Source organism: Actomonas spartinae, assembly GCF_051209155.1.
Lineage (GTDB): Bacteria > Verrucomicrobiota > Verrucomicrobiia > Opitutales > Opitutaceae > Actomonas.
In genome coordinates, this window is sequence record NZ_JBPJGB010000004.1 from 109016 (window position 1) to 124003 (window position 14988).

Genomic DNA, 14988 nt, shown 5'->3' on the forward strand with positions numbered 1-14988 from the left:
GCGGGAAGAGGGTTAGCAGATTCGGCCGCGCTTGCCGGCGAAGGCATGGCCGGGAGGATTCGGGCCGACCCAGCGTTCGTCGATCGGTTCGCTGGCGCGCTGGTAGCGGCTGTCGGAGGAGATGCGCAGGCGGTTTTGCGTGCGGTTGTCCAGCGAGGCGTGCACCAGAAACATGCCGAAGGTGATGAAATCGCCGGGTTCAAATTCGGTGGTGAGCCAGCGCCCGCCGAACTTGTTGCGCACCACCGGTGGGTTGTGGGAAAGGGTGCCGGTGAAGGTCCAGCCGCCGTCCTTGGCCCGGTTTACCTGCTCGGGCTTGTTTTCACAATAGGCGTCGACGTCGCGATAGACGTAGTTCTCGAGCAGATCCATGCGCTTGTGGGAGCCCTCGAGGACCATGAGGCCGCCGAGTTCGAAGGAGATGTCGCCGTAGGGCATCCAGCAGGTCATGTGACGGTGGGTGCCGCGGCCCATGTAGGGCAGGTCACAGTGCGGGTTGGTGCCCTTGCCGGGGCCGATGGCGCGCAACCACGTGAAGTCATAGTGGCGAATATCTTCGGCGAAGAGTTGGCGGTAGAACTCCACCAGCCGGCCCTCGTAGAGCAGCGCGTGGACCTCGGGATTGTGCTCCGTGACGTCGGGCCGGAAGCCGTAGCCAGAGTCCGGCGGACAGCAGGCGTCGAGGGTCGGAAACTGGGCATCCAGCATGCCGGCAGCGGCGAGGCGGTCGGTGATGCTGCGGCGAGCGGCCAGCACGGCGTCCTTGTCGAGGTAGCCCTTCATGTAGAGGTAACCATCCTCGGCGACGCGGCGGCGAAGCTCTTCAAAATCGTTGGCGGCGTCGGATGAATCGCGCAGCAAGCCGACCTTGTCATCGGCCATGTCGAGCTCGTGGCCATAGGAATAAAGCTGGGGCAGGGCAGGGGCGAGGGTGCTCATGGGTATAAGTGTTTTTTGGGAAAACGGGGTGGCGGGGATGGAAAGTGGAAGATTACACCGGAAGGTCGGCGTTAAACATAGTTGAAATGGGATTAAATATGTAAGAAATGGGAACTGTGTTGGATGAACGTCCCTTTCAAAACGACCCGTGGCTCACCCGCCCACTGCGGCTGGGCAGCACGGTGATTCGCGCGGCCGGGCTGGTGCATAACGTGCCGGCCTTGGATCCGGCGGCGATGCGGGTTCTGGGAACCTTCGGTCTGATTTACATGCTGCGGGTGGACGGGTTCTACTGCGACGGCAACGGTGCGGAGGAATTGTTGAAGGATGGTGATCTGGTGTGGATTCATCCGGGACTGCCGCATGCCTACGGACCTTGGCAGGGACGGGATTGGACGCAGATCTACGTGGTGATGGACGGCCCCTGGTGGACGCAGTTGGCGACGGATGGGGTGCTGGATCCGCAGCGCCCGGTGACCCATGCGGCGCCGGTGGAGTTATGGCGGCGCCGCTTTGAGCGCGTGTTTGAGTCGCGAGGGGCGAGCGAGCGAAGCACCGCGATGCGGACGGTGGGCGCGCTGCAGCAGCTGATGTTGGACTTGTTGGCCACGTATTTTGAGTCCCAACGCCCACCGGAAGATGCGTGGTTGGAAGAAAGCCAGCGGTTGTTGGGAGACGTGCGCCCAGGGGCGCTGCCCCTCACCCCACAGGACGTCGCACGCCGGGTCGGACTGAGTTATGAAAACTTCCGCAAGCAATTCGCCGCGCGGGTGGGGCGTTCGCCGGGACAGTTTCAAAAGCGGCGCCGCATCGAATGGGCCTGCGCGGCGATCTATCAGGGGCGTCACAGTTTCAAGGCGCTCGCCGCGGACCTGGGATTCTGTGACGTGTTTCACTTCTCCAAGGCCTTCAAGCAGGTTGCGGGCGAAACCCCGTCGGAGTTCCGCCGCCGCACGCGCGGGCATTGAACATGTCCCAGCCGAACCCCTTGGACAGGCAACCCACGCTGGTGCTCGACCAGTCGTTGACGGAGCTGGCGCCCTTGTTGGCTTCGCATCGGGTGGTGCTGCGAAAAGGCGACTGGTTGGTGCGGCCCGATGTCGCAGCGCAGCAACTACGGCATGATCTCGCTCAGGGAGATGGCGAGCCGCCCTTTCTGCTCGCCGCGAGTTCTTTTGGCGGGCTCACCGCCCTGCAGTTTGCCCAACGGTATCCGGAATGCGTGACGGGGGTCTTGTTGTTGGATGCGACACATCCGCGTCAGGGAGATGAGGTGTGGGCCCATTTGCCGAAGGCTTTGCGGCATGAGCCGGAGATCATGGCTTTTCATCGCCGCGTCTGTGGTGAGGCGAGGTTGCAGGCAGAGATCCAAACTTTGTTCCGATCGTTTCCCGGGATCGGTGACGTGCCCCTGTTGGTGTTGGTGGCAGATAGTCCGCCGATACCGGCTATCTTGCCGCCCACGGTGCAAGACCAGTTACGCGAAGGGTGGCATGCGCTCCAGCGCGATCACGCCGCGCAATCCCGTTGCGGGCAGATGCGCGTCGTGGCAGGCAGCGGTCATCTGATCGCTCGCGAGCAACCGGAAGTGGTGGTGGCCGCAATTGAGGAATTGCTGGCCCAAGTACGCGGGGCGCCGCCTCCCAAGCCGAATCAGACGGGTGGCTTCCGAAACCCCTAACGGAAGCCACCCGCTGAACTACATGCACAACCTATCGTTGGTCACGACGTCCAACCCTCCGGCCACGTGGTGCCGGGGACGGGACGCCAAAGGATATTGCGGTCGATGCGCGGGGCGTGGTGCCGATAGCGCTGGGTGAGTTCCAGTCGGCGCCGTAATAGGTCGGGGAGGTCTTCCCCGTAGAAGTAGGTGTGGTTGCCGACGGCCGATACGACCATGAACTCGGTCGAGCTGCCCTCGATGAGCTCGAGCAGGCCCTGGGTGTTCTCCAGGTCGAGGTCGATTGAAGCTTGGAGCCGCTCCACGCAGGCCTCGCGGTCGGCGTCGGTTTGGGCTTCGAGGTAACCGTAGACTTCGGCGCACCAGGAACAGACGTTGCGCAGGGCGACGGCCCAGTGCAGGTAACCTTTCACCCGGTCGCGCAGGTCGCGGAAGACCTTGCAGGCGCCGTTGCACTCGACCTCGGCGGCCGCGGCGTGGAGCGCATCGAGCTTGGCGTCGAGGGTGGCGAGTAATTGGCGCAGGCGCGGCAGGAGTTCACGGTCCATGTCAGCGCTCATCTTGGCGCCCTGCTCGCGGGTGATGAGGTCGAAGAGCACGTCGCGGCCGAGATCGTTGATGCCGGGGTTGTTGTGCTGGAAGCAGCCGTGCTTCTCGTAGTAGCGGCGATCGGCTTCCGGCACGGCGAGGATGTCGGGCACGAAGGGGCGATCCCAGGTGCGTTGCCAGCAGAAGCCAAAGGCGCAGTAGAGGCCGACCAAGGGCTGCCAGACGAGCGCGTCCTCAAAGTCCTGCCAGGCGCGGTCGAGCTCGGCCGCGTGGGCTTCACCGACCAGCGCGGTGGCGAATTCCTGCAACACCTCGTCGACGGAACGCTCGGGGGTGAACTGGGCGGCGCGGATAATCGCGGGGTGCGGCCAGTAAGGAGTGGCCTCGCAGTGAGCCAAACCGCCGAAGCAGCTGGCGCGGTTGGCGCCGATCTCGCGCAGGGCGCTGATCTTGGCGTGCAGCATCCGCGGAAAGGGCAGGCCGATGAGTGGCTCGTGGTTCATGATGCCGTTGCCGGCGTAGTTGAGCACCGGATGCGTGCCGGCGGCCTTGGCCTTGGCCAGGGCGGGGGCTTCGGTTTCATCCATCCAGGAGTGGAAGATCGTGCCGGCGACGCCGAAGTTCTCCGGGTATTTGGGATGCGGATACGGCAGCGAGTAGCCCTTGACCAGCATGGAGGGCCCCTCCCAGGAGAGGTGGCCGCCGAGGCCGTTGACGATGTGCTCGTGTTCGACCTTGAACGGTTCGAGGCGGAGAATGACGTCGAAGTCCGGGTTGGTCTTCGCGGCGGCGCCCCGCAGGTTTTCCATGAAGGCGACGATGCTCTTGCCGGCGGTCTCGGCGATGCGCTCCGGACTGCGCCATTCGCGAATCATGTAAGGGCCGCCGTTGCGGCCGACGTAGAGCGAGCCGGTATGTTCAAATCCGGCGCCGCTGTCGTTGGACCAGATGGAAAGGTAGTCGAGTTCCGGCACCGCGGTCATCAGTGCTTCCATGACCTCGCGGTAGTGGCGCTGGGAGACGGGGTGATCCTGCGCGAGGCAGTAGCGCGGCAGGCGGGAACGGAAGGGATGGTCGACGCGGGCGCCGCGCAGGGTCGGGTATTTGACGAAGAACTTCTCGGGCAGGTTGCGCGGCTCGAACATGAGCAGGCCGGGCTTGAGGCCGTAGCGCTTGGCCAGACCGGCGATGCGTTTGAGGCGGTTGAGGTTGGCCTCAAGGTAATGGGCCGGCCAGAGCCCCCGGGTCAGCGGGCTGTCGACGAAGTGATTGAAGCCGGCGCAGTAGGTGTAGAACTGCGGGTAGAACTCGCCCTCGACGGTCTCTTCGTAGGGCAGGTGAGCCTGCAGGGCATTGACCTCGCAGTGGGTGAAGCCGGCTTCGGCCAAGGCACGCACATAGGCTTCGTCGTTAAAACCACGCGCCGAGCGCCAGTATTGGGTGAGGCAGGCGTCGTAGTGCGGACGGTGAAAGCTGAAGGAGGCCGGCAGCAGGAGGCCCTCGGCGAGGCGGGCCTGCTGGTCGGGGCCGAGTCCCTGTTCGAGCAGGCGCACGCCGGTAAAGAGATAGGAGCCCTGCGAGGCGACGAGTTCACCGGAGCCGTCGGCGGCGAGGCGCAACCAGATCCAGCCCGCGGCGCCCGCGGTGGGCACGTCGACCCAGTTGCGGGAGGCAAGGGCGACTTTGAAGGTCGGGGTGGTGCCGGGTTCGGCGGCGGGGTGCAATTGCGCCTTGGCCCGCCGGGCGAGCAGGGTGGCGGCCTGGACTTCAGTGAGGTCGGCGGGATCGGGGTAGGTGATGTGGGGAGGCAGGGACATGGGGAAAGGGGTTCAGGTGTGGACGGCGGGTTCGGGCGTTCCGGCCGGCGCACCCGATAGCTCGCGTTGGAGCCATTGCCGGAACGACTTTTGGAAGGTGTTGGCGAGGGTGTCGCCGGGGGTGACGAGCACGCCCCAGCCGCCGCGCGCCGGGTTGACGGGCACCTCGGCGGGAAGCTGCGACTCACACATTTGCCGGTCCTCATCGAGAACCTGGACGGCGAAATCGATTTGGCTTTTGGGCGGGGGGCCATCGAAACCGGGGGAAATGGCCAGCGCCCAAAACACGACGCAACTTTCCCGGGTGACGGGCGACGGAATGTGCACGAGCACGCGTTCGTCGCCGTCGCCAAAAGTTTGTCGAATGGTGGTGAAGTTCGGCAGGAAACAGCGCTGGCGGCGGTGGTGTGCGCTCTGGAGTTTGCCGGGCTGTTCGTGCGGCGTTTCGAGGGCCGGGAAGGGCGCATCCATTTGGAAGCCGTCGGGATGGAGCGTGATGTCCATGTCCGGGATGCGCGGATCGGCACACTTGCCGAGGGTGGTGCCATGCGCGAAGGCGAAATGGGTCATGTCGAGGTAGTTCTCGATCTCGCGCCGGAAGCCAGCCTGGAAGGTCATCGGCGGACCCAGGCGGTAGCTCCAGCGCGAATCCTCGAACTCCGGAATGTCCGGCAACTCGTGGGCGCCGGCGGGATCGAGTTTGACCCAAACCATGCCGTAGCGCTCCTGCACCGCGTAGCTTTTGAGGTGTGAGAGCGCGCACTTCTGCGGGTTGGGCTCGACCAGGGAAGGAATGCTTTGGCAGGCGCCCTCGGCGTCGAAGCGCCACCCGTGGTAGGGGCACATGAGTTGGTCCTGGTCGATGCATCCGCCGGACAGGCGGGCGCCTTTGTGCGGACAGGCCACATCGGCGGCGAGCAGCCGGCCGTCGGCAAAACGGGCGAGCACCAAATCCTGTTCCAGCAAGGTGCGGCCGGTGACGTCACCGGCCCGGAGGTCCGCGCTCAGCGCCACGGGTTGCCACGTGCGGCGCAGGGCTTGAAAGGGACTGTCTTCGTCGAGAGTCATCAAAGCAGGCGGTGGCCCGTGGCCTTATTCGGCCGAGCCGTCGATGATGGCGTGTTTGACCGCGACGATGTTCTCGGTGGGCGTGCCGAAGGGAACGACGGCGGTGCCAAGGATGAAGCCGGGCATGTCTTTGCCGCGGGCCAGTTCGGTGCGCGCGACATCGTAGATTTCCTGCGGCGTGCCTTTCTGCAGCAGGTGGGGCGAAATGTTGCGGCGCATGGCGCGGTCGTGGTCTTGGCAAAGCTCGGCCCACTCGTCGAAGTCGCCGGTGAAATCGCACAGCAAGTTGTTGCAGCCGGTCTCGACCAGGAGGTCGGCGATGCGAGTGGTGTTGCCGCCGATGATGAGCGGCACGTCCCGCACGCCCTGGCCGGCCGCCCACTCCGCGAAGTCGGTGGTGATCGGCATCACGAACTCCTCATACATCGCGGGCGAGAGCAGCTCGGGCGAGGCTTGGGAATCGAAGATGATCAGCTCGGCGCCGGCATCGATGTAGCCCTGGGCAAAGGCCTTGATGATGCGGCCGGAATAGCCGAGCACCTCGTGCACCCATGCGGGGTTATCGACGCAGGAGAAGAACAAGGCCTCGGCGCCGACCAGGGAGATCGCCAGGGAGAAGGGCCCGGAGATGGCGCCGCGCAGCCAGATGTCGTCGCCCAAGGCTTTGCGCACCTGACGGGTGGCCTGGAGGTTGATCGGCATGCGACCGTCGGTGAGCGGATTGGGGATCTTGGCGTTCGATAGATCCGTGCCGGGAGCGATGACATGATCTCCGGGGCTGATGCCAGGAATAGAGGTGTCGTCGCCCTCGTAGAAGGTCACTTTGCAGCCGCAGGCCTCGGCCTCGAGGTTGTAGACATCCACCCCGACCGCGAGGGCGTCGGGTTGCACGTTTTCAAATTCGGCCAGCAAGGCGCGGGTGAGCAGGTCGGCGTCGCGGGCGATGGCCGAGGGGGTGGAGCCGATGAAGGCGGCTTTGTGCTCGTAGATCGCCGGCAGGAAGGGAACGACCTTGGTGTTCGGGTCGCAGCGCAGGACGGACTCAATTTCGCGTCGAGTCAGGACGGGGCGGGAAGGATGGGCCATTGGCAAATCGGGTGGGGTTGGGGGAAGTCGGAGTTTAGCACAACGGCGGTGGCAATCGATTGGCGGCCCGGGAATAATGTTTGGCATATTGGGCGATTCTGCCTGCAGTGGCGGCATGGCCACCTCGGGTCCGCTCCAGATTGATGTGCCGCCCGATGGGGTGGTGTTTGCTGAAAGCGTGCATGCCGGAGACTTCCGGATGAGCGAGCGGGAGGACCCCTTTCACAAGGTGTTGTATGTGCAGCGCGGGGTGGTGGAACTGCACCTTTTCGGGCCGCGGCGGCGTGGCGCCAGCGATGAAGGGACGGTGCGGGCGGGACCGGGCACGATGTTGATGGTGCCGGCGGGGCGGCGACATCGGCTGGTCGATGTCGAGCCCTCGGTGATTCTGTTGATGGGGTTGGGACCTCGATTCGTGAATGAGGCGCCTGATTTGCTGGCGATGTGGGAACGGCTGTGCCGTTCGCAGATCGGGTCCATGCGTTTGCGGCCGGTGCAGGCGGGACCGGTCATCGGGTGTTGGCGCCAGGGAATTCTGGAACAGACCGAGCATCGGCGTGGCAGCGGGGTGGCGGTGCGCATGCTGGCCTTGCAAGTGCTGCTGGGGGCGGATCGCTACCAACTGCGCACGACGGAGGATTCCACGGTGCAACGAGTGGAGTCGCTGCGTTTGGACCTGCAGGAAACCTTCTATCGCCCGTGGTCGATTGATCGGGCGGCGCACCAAGTCGGACTATCGCGCCGGCAGTTCACCCTGCGGTTTCGGGAGCTGACCGGGAAGTCCTTCGTCGAAGTGCTCAACGAGCTGCGCCTCGCCCACGCAGAGCGGCTCCTGCGGAGCGGGCGCTACAGCGTGACGGGCGCGGCGTTCTCCTCGGGCTTCGAGGACTTGTCGCATTTTTACCGGCTCTTTCGCGCGCGTCACGGGATGCCGCCGAAGCGGTGGCTGGAGCGGCAGGGCGACGGCGTCGTTCACCACCAGTGAAGATTGGCGGCGGAGCGCAGCGCTTCGTCGAGTGGCGGCAGATCGGGGTGCCAATGCCGCTCCCACTCCATGCTCACGGCGCCGGAGTAGGCTGCGGCAAGCAGAGGCTGGAGTTTGGCCATGGGAAACTCGCCGGTGCCTGGCAGCACGTAGGAAAAGGGATGGTGGGCGGACGGCACGCTGACACTTTCCTTCACGTGGATGTGCACCACATGGTCGCGGATCAGCGACCAGGTCGTGGCCGGAGCTTCGCCGCCAATTTTCCAGGTGTGGTGCGTGTCCCAGAGTATGCCGATGCCCGGGCAGGCGCCGGCCAGGCCCAAGATGCTGGCACTGTCGAGCAACGCGTCGTGCGTCTCGATCATGATGTCTGCCTGCCAACCGTGTCGCTGCTTGAGGTCGTGCCACCAACGAAAGGTGTCGAGCGCGACGGGCAGGTCCTCGGCGAGAGAGTGACCGCCGTCGAAGAGTCGCAGCCAGCGAACCCCGAGTGCTTCGGCCCAGGGCACGAAAGCCAGAAAGTCCTCGCGCTCCGCCGGGGTGTTGGCCAGCAGGCGCAGCGACGTGTCCAAGGAGCGGATACGCTGCGCGCGCTCGCCCAGCGCGGTGGCGAGCTCAGCGGGTTGGCCGAATTGTTCAGTGAAAAGCGCGGGCAGGTCGATGCGGCCGTTGAGGGTGCGCAGCTCGACCGCGTCGAGCTCATGAGCCGCGGCAAAATCGAGGGTTTCGAAGAGTGACAGGGCGGGCGTGCCGAGCGTGGAGTAGCAGCGTTGGTAGGCCATCGGGCGGAAGTGGGAATCAGGCGAGAAGTGGTTCGCCGGAGCGCCCGTCGTAGACGGTGGTCGAGCGGGGCGGCAATTCCACCGTGAAGGGCTTGGCGCCGGGCCAATGCAAGGTGCGCGGTCCGCCCTCGACGGTGTGCACAACGATGAGGCCGTCGCCGATCAGGGTGGTTTCGGGGTGACTGTTGCAGGCGTGGCAACCGGCGGCGAGTCCGAGCGCTCGCACGACGGCCGGCTGCGTGGGCGGGAGCGCAAACGTCCACCACGTGGAGGTCGCGTTGCGTCGACGGACGGCGGCGGGGGAGCCATCCGACCAGCGGCCGACGATGGTGTCGTTGTCCTCCACCACAAAAGCCGGGAGCTCGAGACTGGCCGGCAAGGTGCGTTCCTCTGCGGTGCCGTCCAGGCCAAGGGTCTGGACGGGGGGATTCGGTTGATGTCGGCGGGTGTTGATGCCGGTGAGGGCGGTCGCGAGGGAGGGATCCAGTCGCTCGCCGTCGCTCCAAGCGGTGTAGCCCAAGGCCGCGACATGACGGCCGTCGGCGGCCACTCGATCCCGGATGATCTTGCGCTGCGCGGCACTGAGCACGGGAGTGGTGGCCAGCAGGACGAGGCGGTAGGGGCTGAGATCCAAATCCGGCAGTTCCTCGAGCAACGCTTCGTCGAAACTCAGCCCGCTTTGATAGAGGGCATGCAGCAGATCATCGACCAACAGCGGACTGACGGGATCCGAAGTCGTGGTCGGGAGCTGGCCAAATTCAGCCTGCGGGTGGCGGTGGCTGACGGTGTGGCAGAAGGCCATGGGATCATGCACCAACAGGATGTCGGCGGGACGTTCGAACGGGGTGCTGAGCTTTTGGGTGGCGATGGCTTGGATCGCGGCGACCTCCGCGAGCAACTCCGGGGTGTCCCACCAACCGCAGTTGCCCCCGCGAGCGAAGTCAGGCGTGCGGCCGATGGGGCCGAAGTCATACCACCATTGGCCGCCGCCCCGAGTGAGCGGCTGCAGCACGTTGCGGCGATGAATCGCGATGTCGTCGGCCGGGGTGCTTTTGAACGACGCGTCCCATGGGCAGCCCACGTGACTGGTGGGCATGTCCATTTCGTCGAGCCACAGTTTGCCGGCCCGGCGCACCGCGCCGATCATGCCGCGGGCATTGCCCGGTCCGCCAAAGGCCCGCGCCGCCGGTTCATAGGATTGCGGTGAACACAGGCAATCAAGGTGCGGCGAGGCGAGGGCGGCGTGGACGGCGAGCTGGGCTCCTGCGCCCTGGCGGCCGAAGATACTGTAGAAGTAACCGAAGAAGGCCGCGGTAACGAGTGGCCGGGGCCATGCGGCTTTGGCGGTCGCAGCGAAGGCGAGCACGATGTCGGTGAGGACGGTGTGCTGAAAGGTGAACGCGTCGATGACGTCGCGCTGCGTCGCGGGATGGCGCAGGATGCCGCCGTCGACGGTTTCGCGGGCGGGCGAGTCCGGCAGCGTGGCGGTCTTCAGCGTGATGCCTGGTTGATTCCAGGCGGCCGCGAGGCCGGCGTCGTCCTGGTAACGCTCACTCAACCAAGCGCGGAACGCGTGGGTGGCGGCGACGCCGGTGTCGGGGTCGTGGTGGATGAATCCGAACTGGTGCCATTCGCCGTAAACGCCGTTGGCCAGCTGGAGGCCGAAGAGCGCGTTGCCTTCCGGGGAGGCAGCCAGCGCACCACAAAACTCGCGCAGGGTGGCGTGGGCCCAGTCCTGCCAAAGCTTGGAGTAAAAACTGGCCCGGAGCGGGCGCTGGGCGTCGTCGGCCAAGGGACGATACAAACCGTGCCGCGGCGGGTCGTAGGGGGCGGTATCCGCGTAACCCACACACTCGTCCGGGTGGGCGGCGCACCAGGTGGGGGGCGGGTTGAGGTGGAGGCGCAGCATGACGGCGGCGTCGGGGGCGGCGGCGGTGACGCCGGCGATCTGGCGTCGGGCGAGGCTGACGTCGAGTTGCCCGTCGGCCGAAAGCATTTGTTCAAACCAAACGTCGGCCTGGAAGAGCCGCACGCCACGCTGGGCGAACTCAGCGATGTTGCGGGTCGGCACCTCCTCCCAAGTCCAGCGGGCACCGGGACAATCGGACAAAGCGTAGATCAGCGGGGCGACAGGCTGGTCGTTGAGCAACAGGGTCGGGCGGTGCTGACGCTGCTCGAGACGCGCGGAAATCGGCGGGGGCATGGGTTTCGATTCAGACAAGAACGCCGGCAACGGAAGATGAAAGAGAATGAAAGTTTCCGAAGCCGCCCGGAAGGCAGAGATCGGAGTGGTCAAATCGGGCAAGTTGTGGGACAGCGGAGGGCATGGCGCTTTCCGTTCCCCCGTCGCCCACCCGCATTCCCCTGGTGCACGTCACGGACCTGTATCACCCGCCGCAGGATCCGGATGATCAGTTTGATCTCGCCACCTTGCTGGCCCTGCCGGAACTGGACCTGCGTGCGGTGATTTTGGATACAACAGAGAAGTTCCTGCGCCCGGCGCCGGCGGGTTGGGACATCGCGCGGGATCCCGGCGTGGTGCCGGTGGCGCAGGCGGCGTGGTTGCTCGGCCGCAGCATTCCAGTCGCGATGGGGCCACTGGCGGCGTTGGGGTCCCCGGCCGACACGGCCGAGGATCGGCCGCTGCGAGAGCAGGCTGGCATCGACCTGCTGCTGCAAACGCTGGCGACCGCGCCGGCGCCGGTGGTGATCAGCGTGGTCGGCTCGGCGCGGGTGGTGACGGCGGCGTTCAATCGCGATCCGGAGCTGCTGCGGCGCAAGGTCCGGGCCGTGGTGATCAACGCGGGCAGCACGGTGCAGCGGGCGTTGGAGTGGAATGTGCAATTGGACCCGGCGGCGTTTGTCGGGCTGTTTAGCTCGGGTCTGCCGATTCATTGGTATCCCTGCGCGACGGAAAAGGGGGCCTTCAATCAGGTCTCGGACCGCGGCACCCATTGGCGGGCGAAACACGAGGTGCTCCTGGCCGAACTGGCGCCGGCGTGGCGCGGTTGGTTCGCCTACGGTTTGACGGGCAGTGCCCGTGGCGATATTCTTGGCGCCTTGGCAACGCTCGGGCGGGGGCCGGTGTGGGAGAATGTGCAGGAGGCGGTGCGCAACCTGTGGTCGACGGCCTCGCTGGTGATGGCGGCGGGACGCGAATTGGCGCAGACACCGGAAGGTTGGCGCTTTCGAACGCGGCAGGAGATTCACGAACAGCGGTGGGAAACCTGGGAGCTGCGACTCGACCCGATCGACGCGACGGTGAGTGACGAAGGTCAGGTTGAGTGGCGGATCGTTGATGAGCCGAGCCACCTGCATCTATTTGCACGCAAAGGCGGCATCGAATATGGCGCCGCGATGGCCGAGGCCCTGAACGCGTTGCTGCGCACCTTGGCTTGACGGAGCACAAGGTAGGGCGGGACCGCTGGGCCCGCCGTTCGCGGTTACCCGTGCGCCCTCCCGGCAAACCGCGGACGGCCCAGCGGTCCGTCCCTACCTTGTGGCCGCTCACAAAAAAGCCCCGCCGGTAGGCGGGGCCTTTGCAAAGAATGCCGGGAAGGCGAATCGCTCAGAGGCGGCCGGCGTAGATCGCGGAGGCCCCCAGTTCCTCTTCGATGCGGAGGAGCTGGTTGTATTTCGCCACGCGGTCGGTGCGGGAGGCGGAACCGGTCTTGATCTGGCCGGCGTTGGTCGCGACGGCGATGTCGGCGATCGTGGTGTCCTCGGTCTCACCGGAGCGGTGGGAGATGACGGCGGTATACTTGCTCTTGTGGGCGAGTTCGACGGCGTCGAGGGTCTCGGTGAGGGAACCGATCTGGTTCACCTTCACGAGGATCGAGTTGGCGGTGCCGGTCTCGATGCCCTTGCGGAGGAAGTCGACGTTAGTGACGAAGAGGTCGTCGCCGACGAGCTGGCAGCGGTCGCCAATGGCGTCGGTGAGCTTTTTCCAGGTGGCCCAGTCGTTCTCGGCGCAGCCGTCCTCGATGGAGTCGATCGGATACTTGGCGACGAGCTCCTTGTAGTAGGCGACAAATTCATCACCGGAGAACTCCTGACCGGAGGACTTCTTGAAGACGTATTTCTTCTTCTTGGCGTCGTAGAACTCGGAGGAGGCGACGTCGAGGGCGAGCATGATGTCCTTGCCCAGCTTGTAGCCGGCCTTCTTGACGGCGTCGGCGATGGCGTCGAGGGCGTCGGTGGTGGAGGCGAGGTTGGGGGCAAAACCACCTTCGTCGCCGACGGCGGTCTGCAGACCCTTGGCCTTGAGGACGGACTTGAGGGCGTGGAACACCTCGGCGCCGGCGCGGAGAGCTTCGGAGAAGCTGTTGAAGTTGACCGGACGGATCATGAACTCCTGGAAGTCGATCGGGGCGTCCGAGTGGGCGCCGCCATTCATGATGTTCATCATCGGAACCGGGAGGACCTTGGCGTTCGGGCCGCCGAGATACTTGTAGAGGGGCTGGCCGAGGCTGGTGGCGGCGGCGTGGGCGGTGGCGAGGGAAACGCCGAGGATGGCGTTGGCGCCGAGCTTCGACTTGGTCTTGGTGCCATCGAGCTTGAGCATGGCGGTGTCGATGCCGACCTGATCACAGGCGTCGAAACCAACGAGGGTCTCGGCGATGGCGCCCTTCACGTTGCCGACCGCGGCCTGCACGCCCTTGCCGAGGTAGCGGCTCTTGGCGGCCTTGGCGGCGGCGCCCTTGAGGCCCTTGACCTGGCTGTCGCGCAGCTCGTGAGCTTCGTGCTCGCCCGTGGAGGCGCCGGACGGAACCGCGGCGCGGCCGAGGGTGCCGTCGGCAAGTTTCACGTCGACCTCAACGGTCGGGTTGCCGCGGGAGTCGATGATCTCTCGGGCATTGATGGCAGTGATCGTGGTATTCATGGGAGGAAAGGGTGAGGAGGTGACGCGCTGGACGCGGAGTGAACCAGCAGTGAAGCACAGGCGTGGACTGAGGGAAGTCCAAATCGGTCGGTGAGCGCTTCGCGGCAAAAAATGCGCGACGCCGTGGGCCGGTCGGAGCGAGGCGTGAGCCGGGACTCAGTAGCGGGGGCGCATGAGCCCCAGCTTCTCCATTTGGCGACGAAACGCGCTTGGCGGCTTGGGTTGCAGCGCCTCGGGCAACTGGGAAACGTAACCGCGTGCGACGGCGGTGCGCAGCACGCTCACGCGATTGTAGTTGCGGGCCTGGAGCAGCTCGGCGGTGAAGAGGTGCGGCGGAATCTGGTCGAGATGCCCCTCAAAGGCGGCGGCATGCAGGGGCGTGTCGCCGTGGTCGTTGCGGTGAAGGAGCAGGTCGGCGGTGAAATGTTCGGCCGGGATGTGATCGAGTTGCCCGGTCTCGGCGGCGGCGTGAATCGGCGTGAAGCCGGCCTTGGACGCGATGATCAGGTTGTCGTGCACGAGGAAGGCATCCGGGATCTGGCGCAGGTTGCCGGCGATCGCGGCGGCGTGCAGCACGGTGTCGCCCGCGTGGGTTTTGCGCAGGAGTGATTCTTCGGTCAGCAGGTTCTCCGGAATCTGATCGAGGTGGCCGTTGAGGGCGGCGACGTGAATGACCGTTTCGCCGCTGGCATTGGTGGTGGCGAGCAGCTCGGCAGTGAGGAACTCGGCCGGGAAGCGGTCGAGCGATCCTTGTTCAGCGGCTTCGTGCAGCAGGTTTTGCCCGAGATCGTTGCGGATCTGCACGACCTCACCGGTCACGAGGCCGGCGGGCAGCCCGGTGAGGCAACCGTTGCTGGCGGCGACGTGATACACGGTGTAGCCGCTGTTGCTGCGGCACAGTAAATTATCGTGGGTGAGGAACGTCGGCGGAACCTGGGCCAGCACTTCGCCCATCGCGGCGTGGTGCAGCGGCGCGTAGCCCGAGTCGTTCTTGATCAGCATGTTTTCGACCGTCAGCACGGCCGGCGGCAAGTCCCGCAGGCACCCGTAGCGGGCGGCTGCATGCAAGGGGGTGCTGCCCGAGGCGTTCGGGATGATGAAATCAGCGGGCGGAATGACGGCCAGTTCGTTCTTCGAGATCGAGCCGTTACGCAGCGCTGCAAATAGGTCCGTTTTTTCCATGCTGCTGGAGTCAGGTA

The 14988-nt window shown here is 65.4% G+C and carries 12 protein-coding genes; 4 read left to right on the plus strand and 8 right to left on the minus strand.

The features are described from left to right. Window positions 1–12: 12 nt before the first annotated feature. On the minus strand, window positions 13–939 hold the full coding sequence (locus tag AC0MRV_RS17340; protein WP_472765768.1) for a phytanoyl-CoA dioxygenase family protein: 927 nt from the start codon (window positions 937–939) through the stop codon (window positions 13–15). Window positions 940–1058: 119 nt separating this feature from the next. Between AC0MRV_RS17340 and AC0MRV_RS17345 the strand changes: the two genes are divergently transcribed. Continuing rightward, window positions 1059–1907: a helix-turn-helix domain-containing protein gene (locus tag AC0MRV_RS17345; RefSeq protein WP_472765769.1), complete on the plus strand. Its 849-nt coding sequence runs from the start codon at window positions 1059–1061 to the stop codon at window positions 1905–1907. 41 nt (window positions 1908–1948) lie between these two features. Then, complete coding sequence (locus tag AC0MRV_RS17350; RefSeq protein WP_472765770.1) at window positions 1949–2620, plus strand: alpha/beta fold hydrolase; 672 nt, start codon at window positions 1949–1951, stop codon at window positions 2618–2620. A gap of 41 nt (window positions 2621–2661) precedes the next feature. On the opposite strand, the gene AC0MRV_RS17355 is transcribed toward AC0MRV_RS17350, so the two are convergent. Genes AC0MRV_RS17355 through AC0MRV_RS17365 form a run of 3 tightly spaced genes read right to left on the minus strand, consistent with a single transcriptional unit; the run spans window position 2662 to window position 7140 of the window. Next, window positions 2662–4986, minus strand: a complete 2325-nt coding sequence (locus AC0MRV_RS17355; protein WP_472765771.1) for a hypothetical protein — start codon at window positions 4984–4986, stop codon at window positions 2662–2664. Window positions 4987–4998: 12 nt separating this feature from the next. Beyond that, complete coding sequence (locus AC0MRV_RS17360) at window positions 4999–6054, minus strand: Rieske 2Fe-2S domain-containing protein (protein WP_472765772.1); 1056 nt, start codon at window positions 6052–6054, stop codon at window positions 4999–5001. A 24-nt stretch (window positions 6055–6078) separates the two neighbouring features. Further along, the gene (locus AC0MRV_RS17365; RefSeq protein ID WP_472765773.1) at window positions 6079–7140 is read right to left on the minus strand and encodes a uroporphyrinogen decarboxylase family protein; all 1062 of its coding nucleotides are present in this window, start codon (window positions 7138–7140) and stop codon (window positions 6079–6081) included. Window positions 7141–7255: 115 nt separating this feature from the next. Between AC0MRV_RS17365 and AC0MRV_RS17370 the strand changes: the two genes are divergently transcribed. Next, a complete protein-coding gene (locus AC0MRV_RS17370; protein ID WP_472765774.1) occupies window positions 7256–8125 on the plus strand; it encodes a helix-turn-helix transcriptional regulator in 870 nt (289 codons plus the stop codon). Here the strand turns inward: AC0MRV_RS17370 and AC0MRV_RS17375 are convergent. After that, window positions 8113–8907 carry a sugar phosphate isomerase/epimerase family protein gene (locus AC0MRV_RS17375; RefSeq protein WP_472765775.1) on the minus strand — a complete coding sequence of 265 codons (795 nt, stop codon included), beginning with the start codon at window positions 8905–8907 and terminating at the stop codon, window positions 8113–8115. The genes AC0MRV_RS17370 and AC0MRV_RS17375 overlap by 13 nt on opposite strands. A gap of 16 nt (window positions 8908–8923) precedes the next feature. After that, entirely contained in the window at window positions 8924–11110 is a 2187-nt protein-coding gene (locus AC0MRV_RS17380; protein ID WP_472765776.1) for a hypothetical protein, read from the minus strand. A gap of 122 nt (window positions 11111–11232) precedes the next feature. Here AC0MRV_RS17380 and AC0MRV_RS17385 point away from each other — a divergent pair, with 122 nt between their 5' ends. Beyond that, window positions 11233–12306, plus strand: a complete 1074-nt coding sequence (locus tag AC0MRV_RS17385) for a nucleoside hydrolase (protein ID WP_472765777.1) — start codon at window positions 11233–11235, stop codon at window positions 12304–12306. Window positions 12307–12475: 169 nt separating this feature from the next. On the opposite strand, the gene eno is transcribed toward AC0MRV_RS17385, so the two are convergent. Together eno and AC0MRV_RS17395 are read right to left on the minus strand one after the other, a co-directional pair. Continuing rightward, the gene (gene eno, locus AC0MRV_RS17390) at window positions 12476–13789 is read right to left on the minus strand and encodes a phosphopyruvate hydratase (RefSeq protein ID WP_472765778.1); all 1314 of its coding nucleotides are present in this window, start codon (window positions 13787–13789) and stop codon (window positions 12476–12478) included. A 156-nt stretch (window positions 13790–13945) separates the two neighbouring features. Continuing rightward, window positions 13946–14971, minus strand: a complete 1026-nt coding sequence (locus AC0MRV_RS17395; protein ID WP_472765779.1) for an ankyrin repeat domain-containing protein — start codon at window positions 14969–14971, stop codon at window positions 13946–13948. Window positions 14972–14988 lie beyond the last annotated feature (17 nt).

Excerpts from the sequence above, each read along its gene's own strand:
- AC0MRV_RS17365 (WP_472765773.1), bottom strand. The coding sequence starts at position 7,140 with ATGGCCCATCCTTCCCGCCCCGTCCTGACTCGACGCGAAATTGAGTCC.
- AC0MRV_RS17370 (WP_472765774.1), top strand. The coding sequence starts at position 7,256 with ATGGCCACCTCGGGTCCGCTCCAGATTGATGTGCCGCCCGATGGGGTG.
- AC0MRV_RS17360 (WP_472765772.1), bottom strand. The coding sequence starts at position 6,054 with ATGACTCTCGACGAAGACAGTCCCTTTCAAGCCCTGCGCCGCACGTGG.
- AC0MRV_RS17395 (WP_472765779.1), bottom strand. The coding sequence starts at position 14,971 with ATGGAAAAAACGGACCTATTTGCAGCGCTGCGTAACGGCTCGATCTCG.
- AC0MRV_RS17375 (WP_472765775.1), bottom strand. The coding sequence starts at position 8,907 with ATGGCCTACCAACGCTGCTACTCCACGCTCGGCACGCCCGCCCTGTCA.
- AC0MRV_RS17355 (WP_472765771.1), bottom strand. The coding sequence starts at position 4,986 with ATGTCCCTGCCTCCCCACATCACCTACCCCGATCCCGCCGACCTCACT.
- AC0MRV_RS17380 (WP_472765776.1), bottom strand. The coding sequence starts at position 11,110 with ATGCCCCCGCCGATTTCCGCGCGTCTCGAGCAGCGTCAGCACCGCCCG.
- AC0MRV_RS17340 (WP_472765768.1), bottom strand. The coding sequence starts at position 939 with ATGAGCACCCTCGCCCCTGCCCTGCCCCAGCTTTATTCCTATGGCCAC.
- eno (WP_472765778.1), bottom strand. The coding sequence starts at position 13,789 with ATGAATACCACGATCACTGCCATCAATGCCCGAGAGATCATCGACTCC.
- AC0MRV_RS17385 (WP_472765777.1), top strand. The coding sequence starts at position 11,233 with ATGGCGCTTTCCGTTCCCCCGTCGCCCACCCGCATTCCCCTGGTGCAC.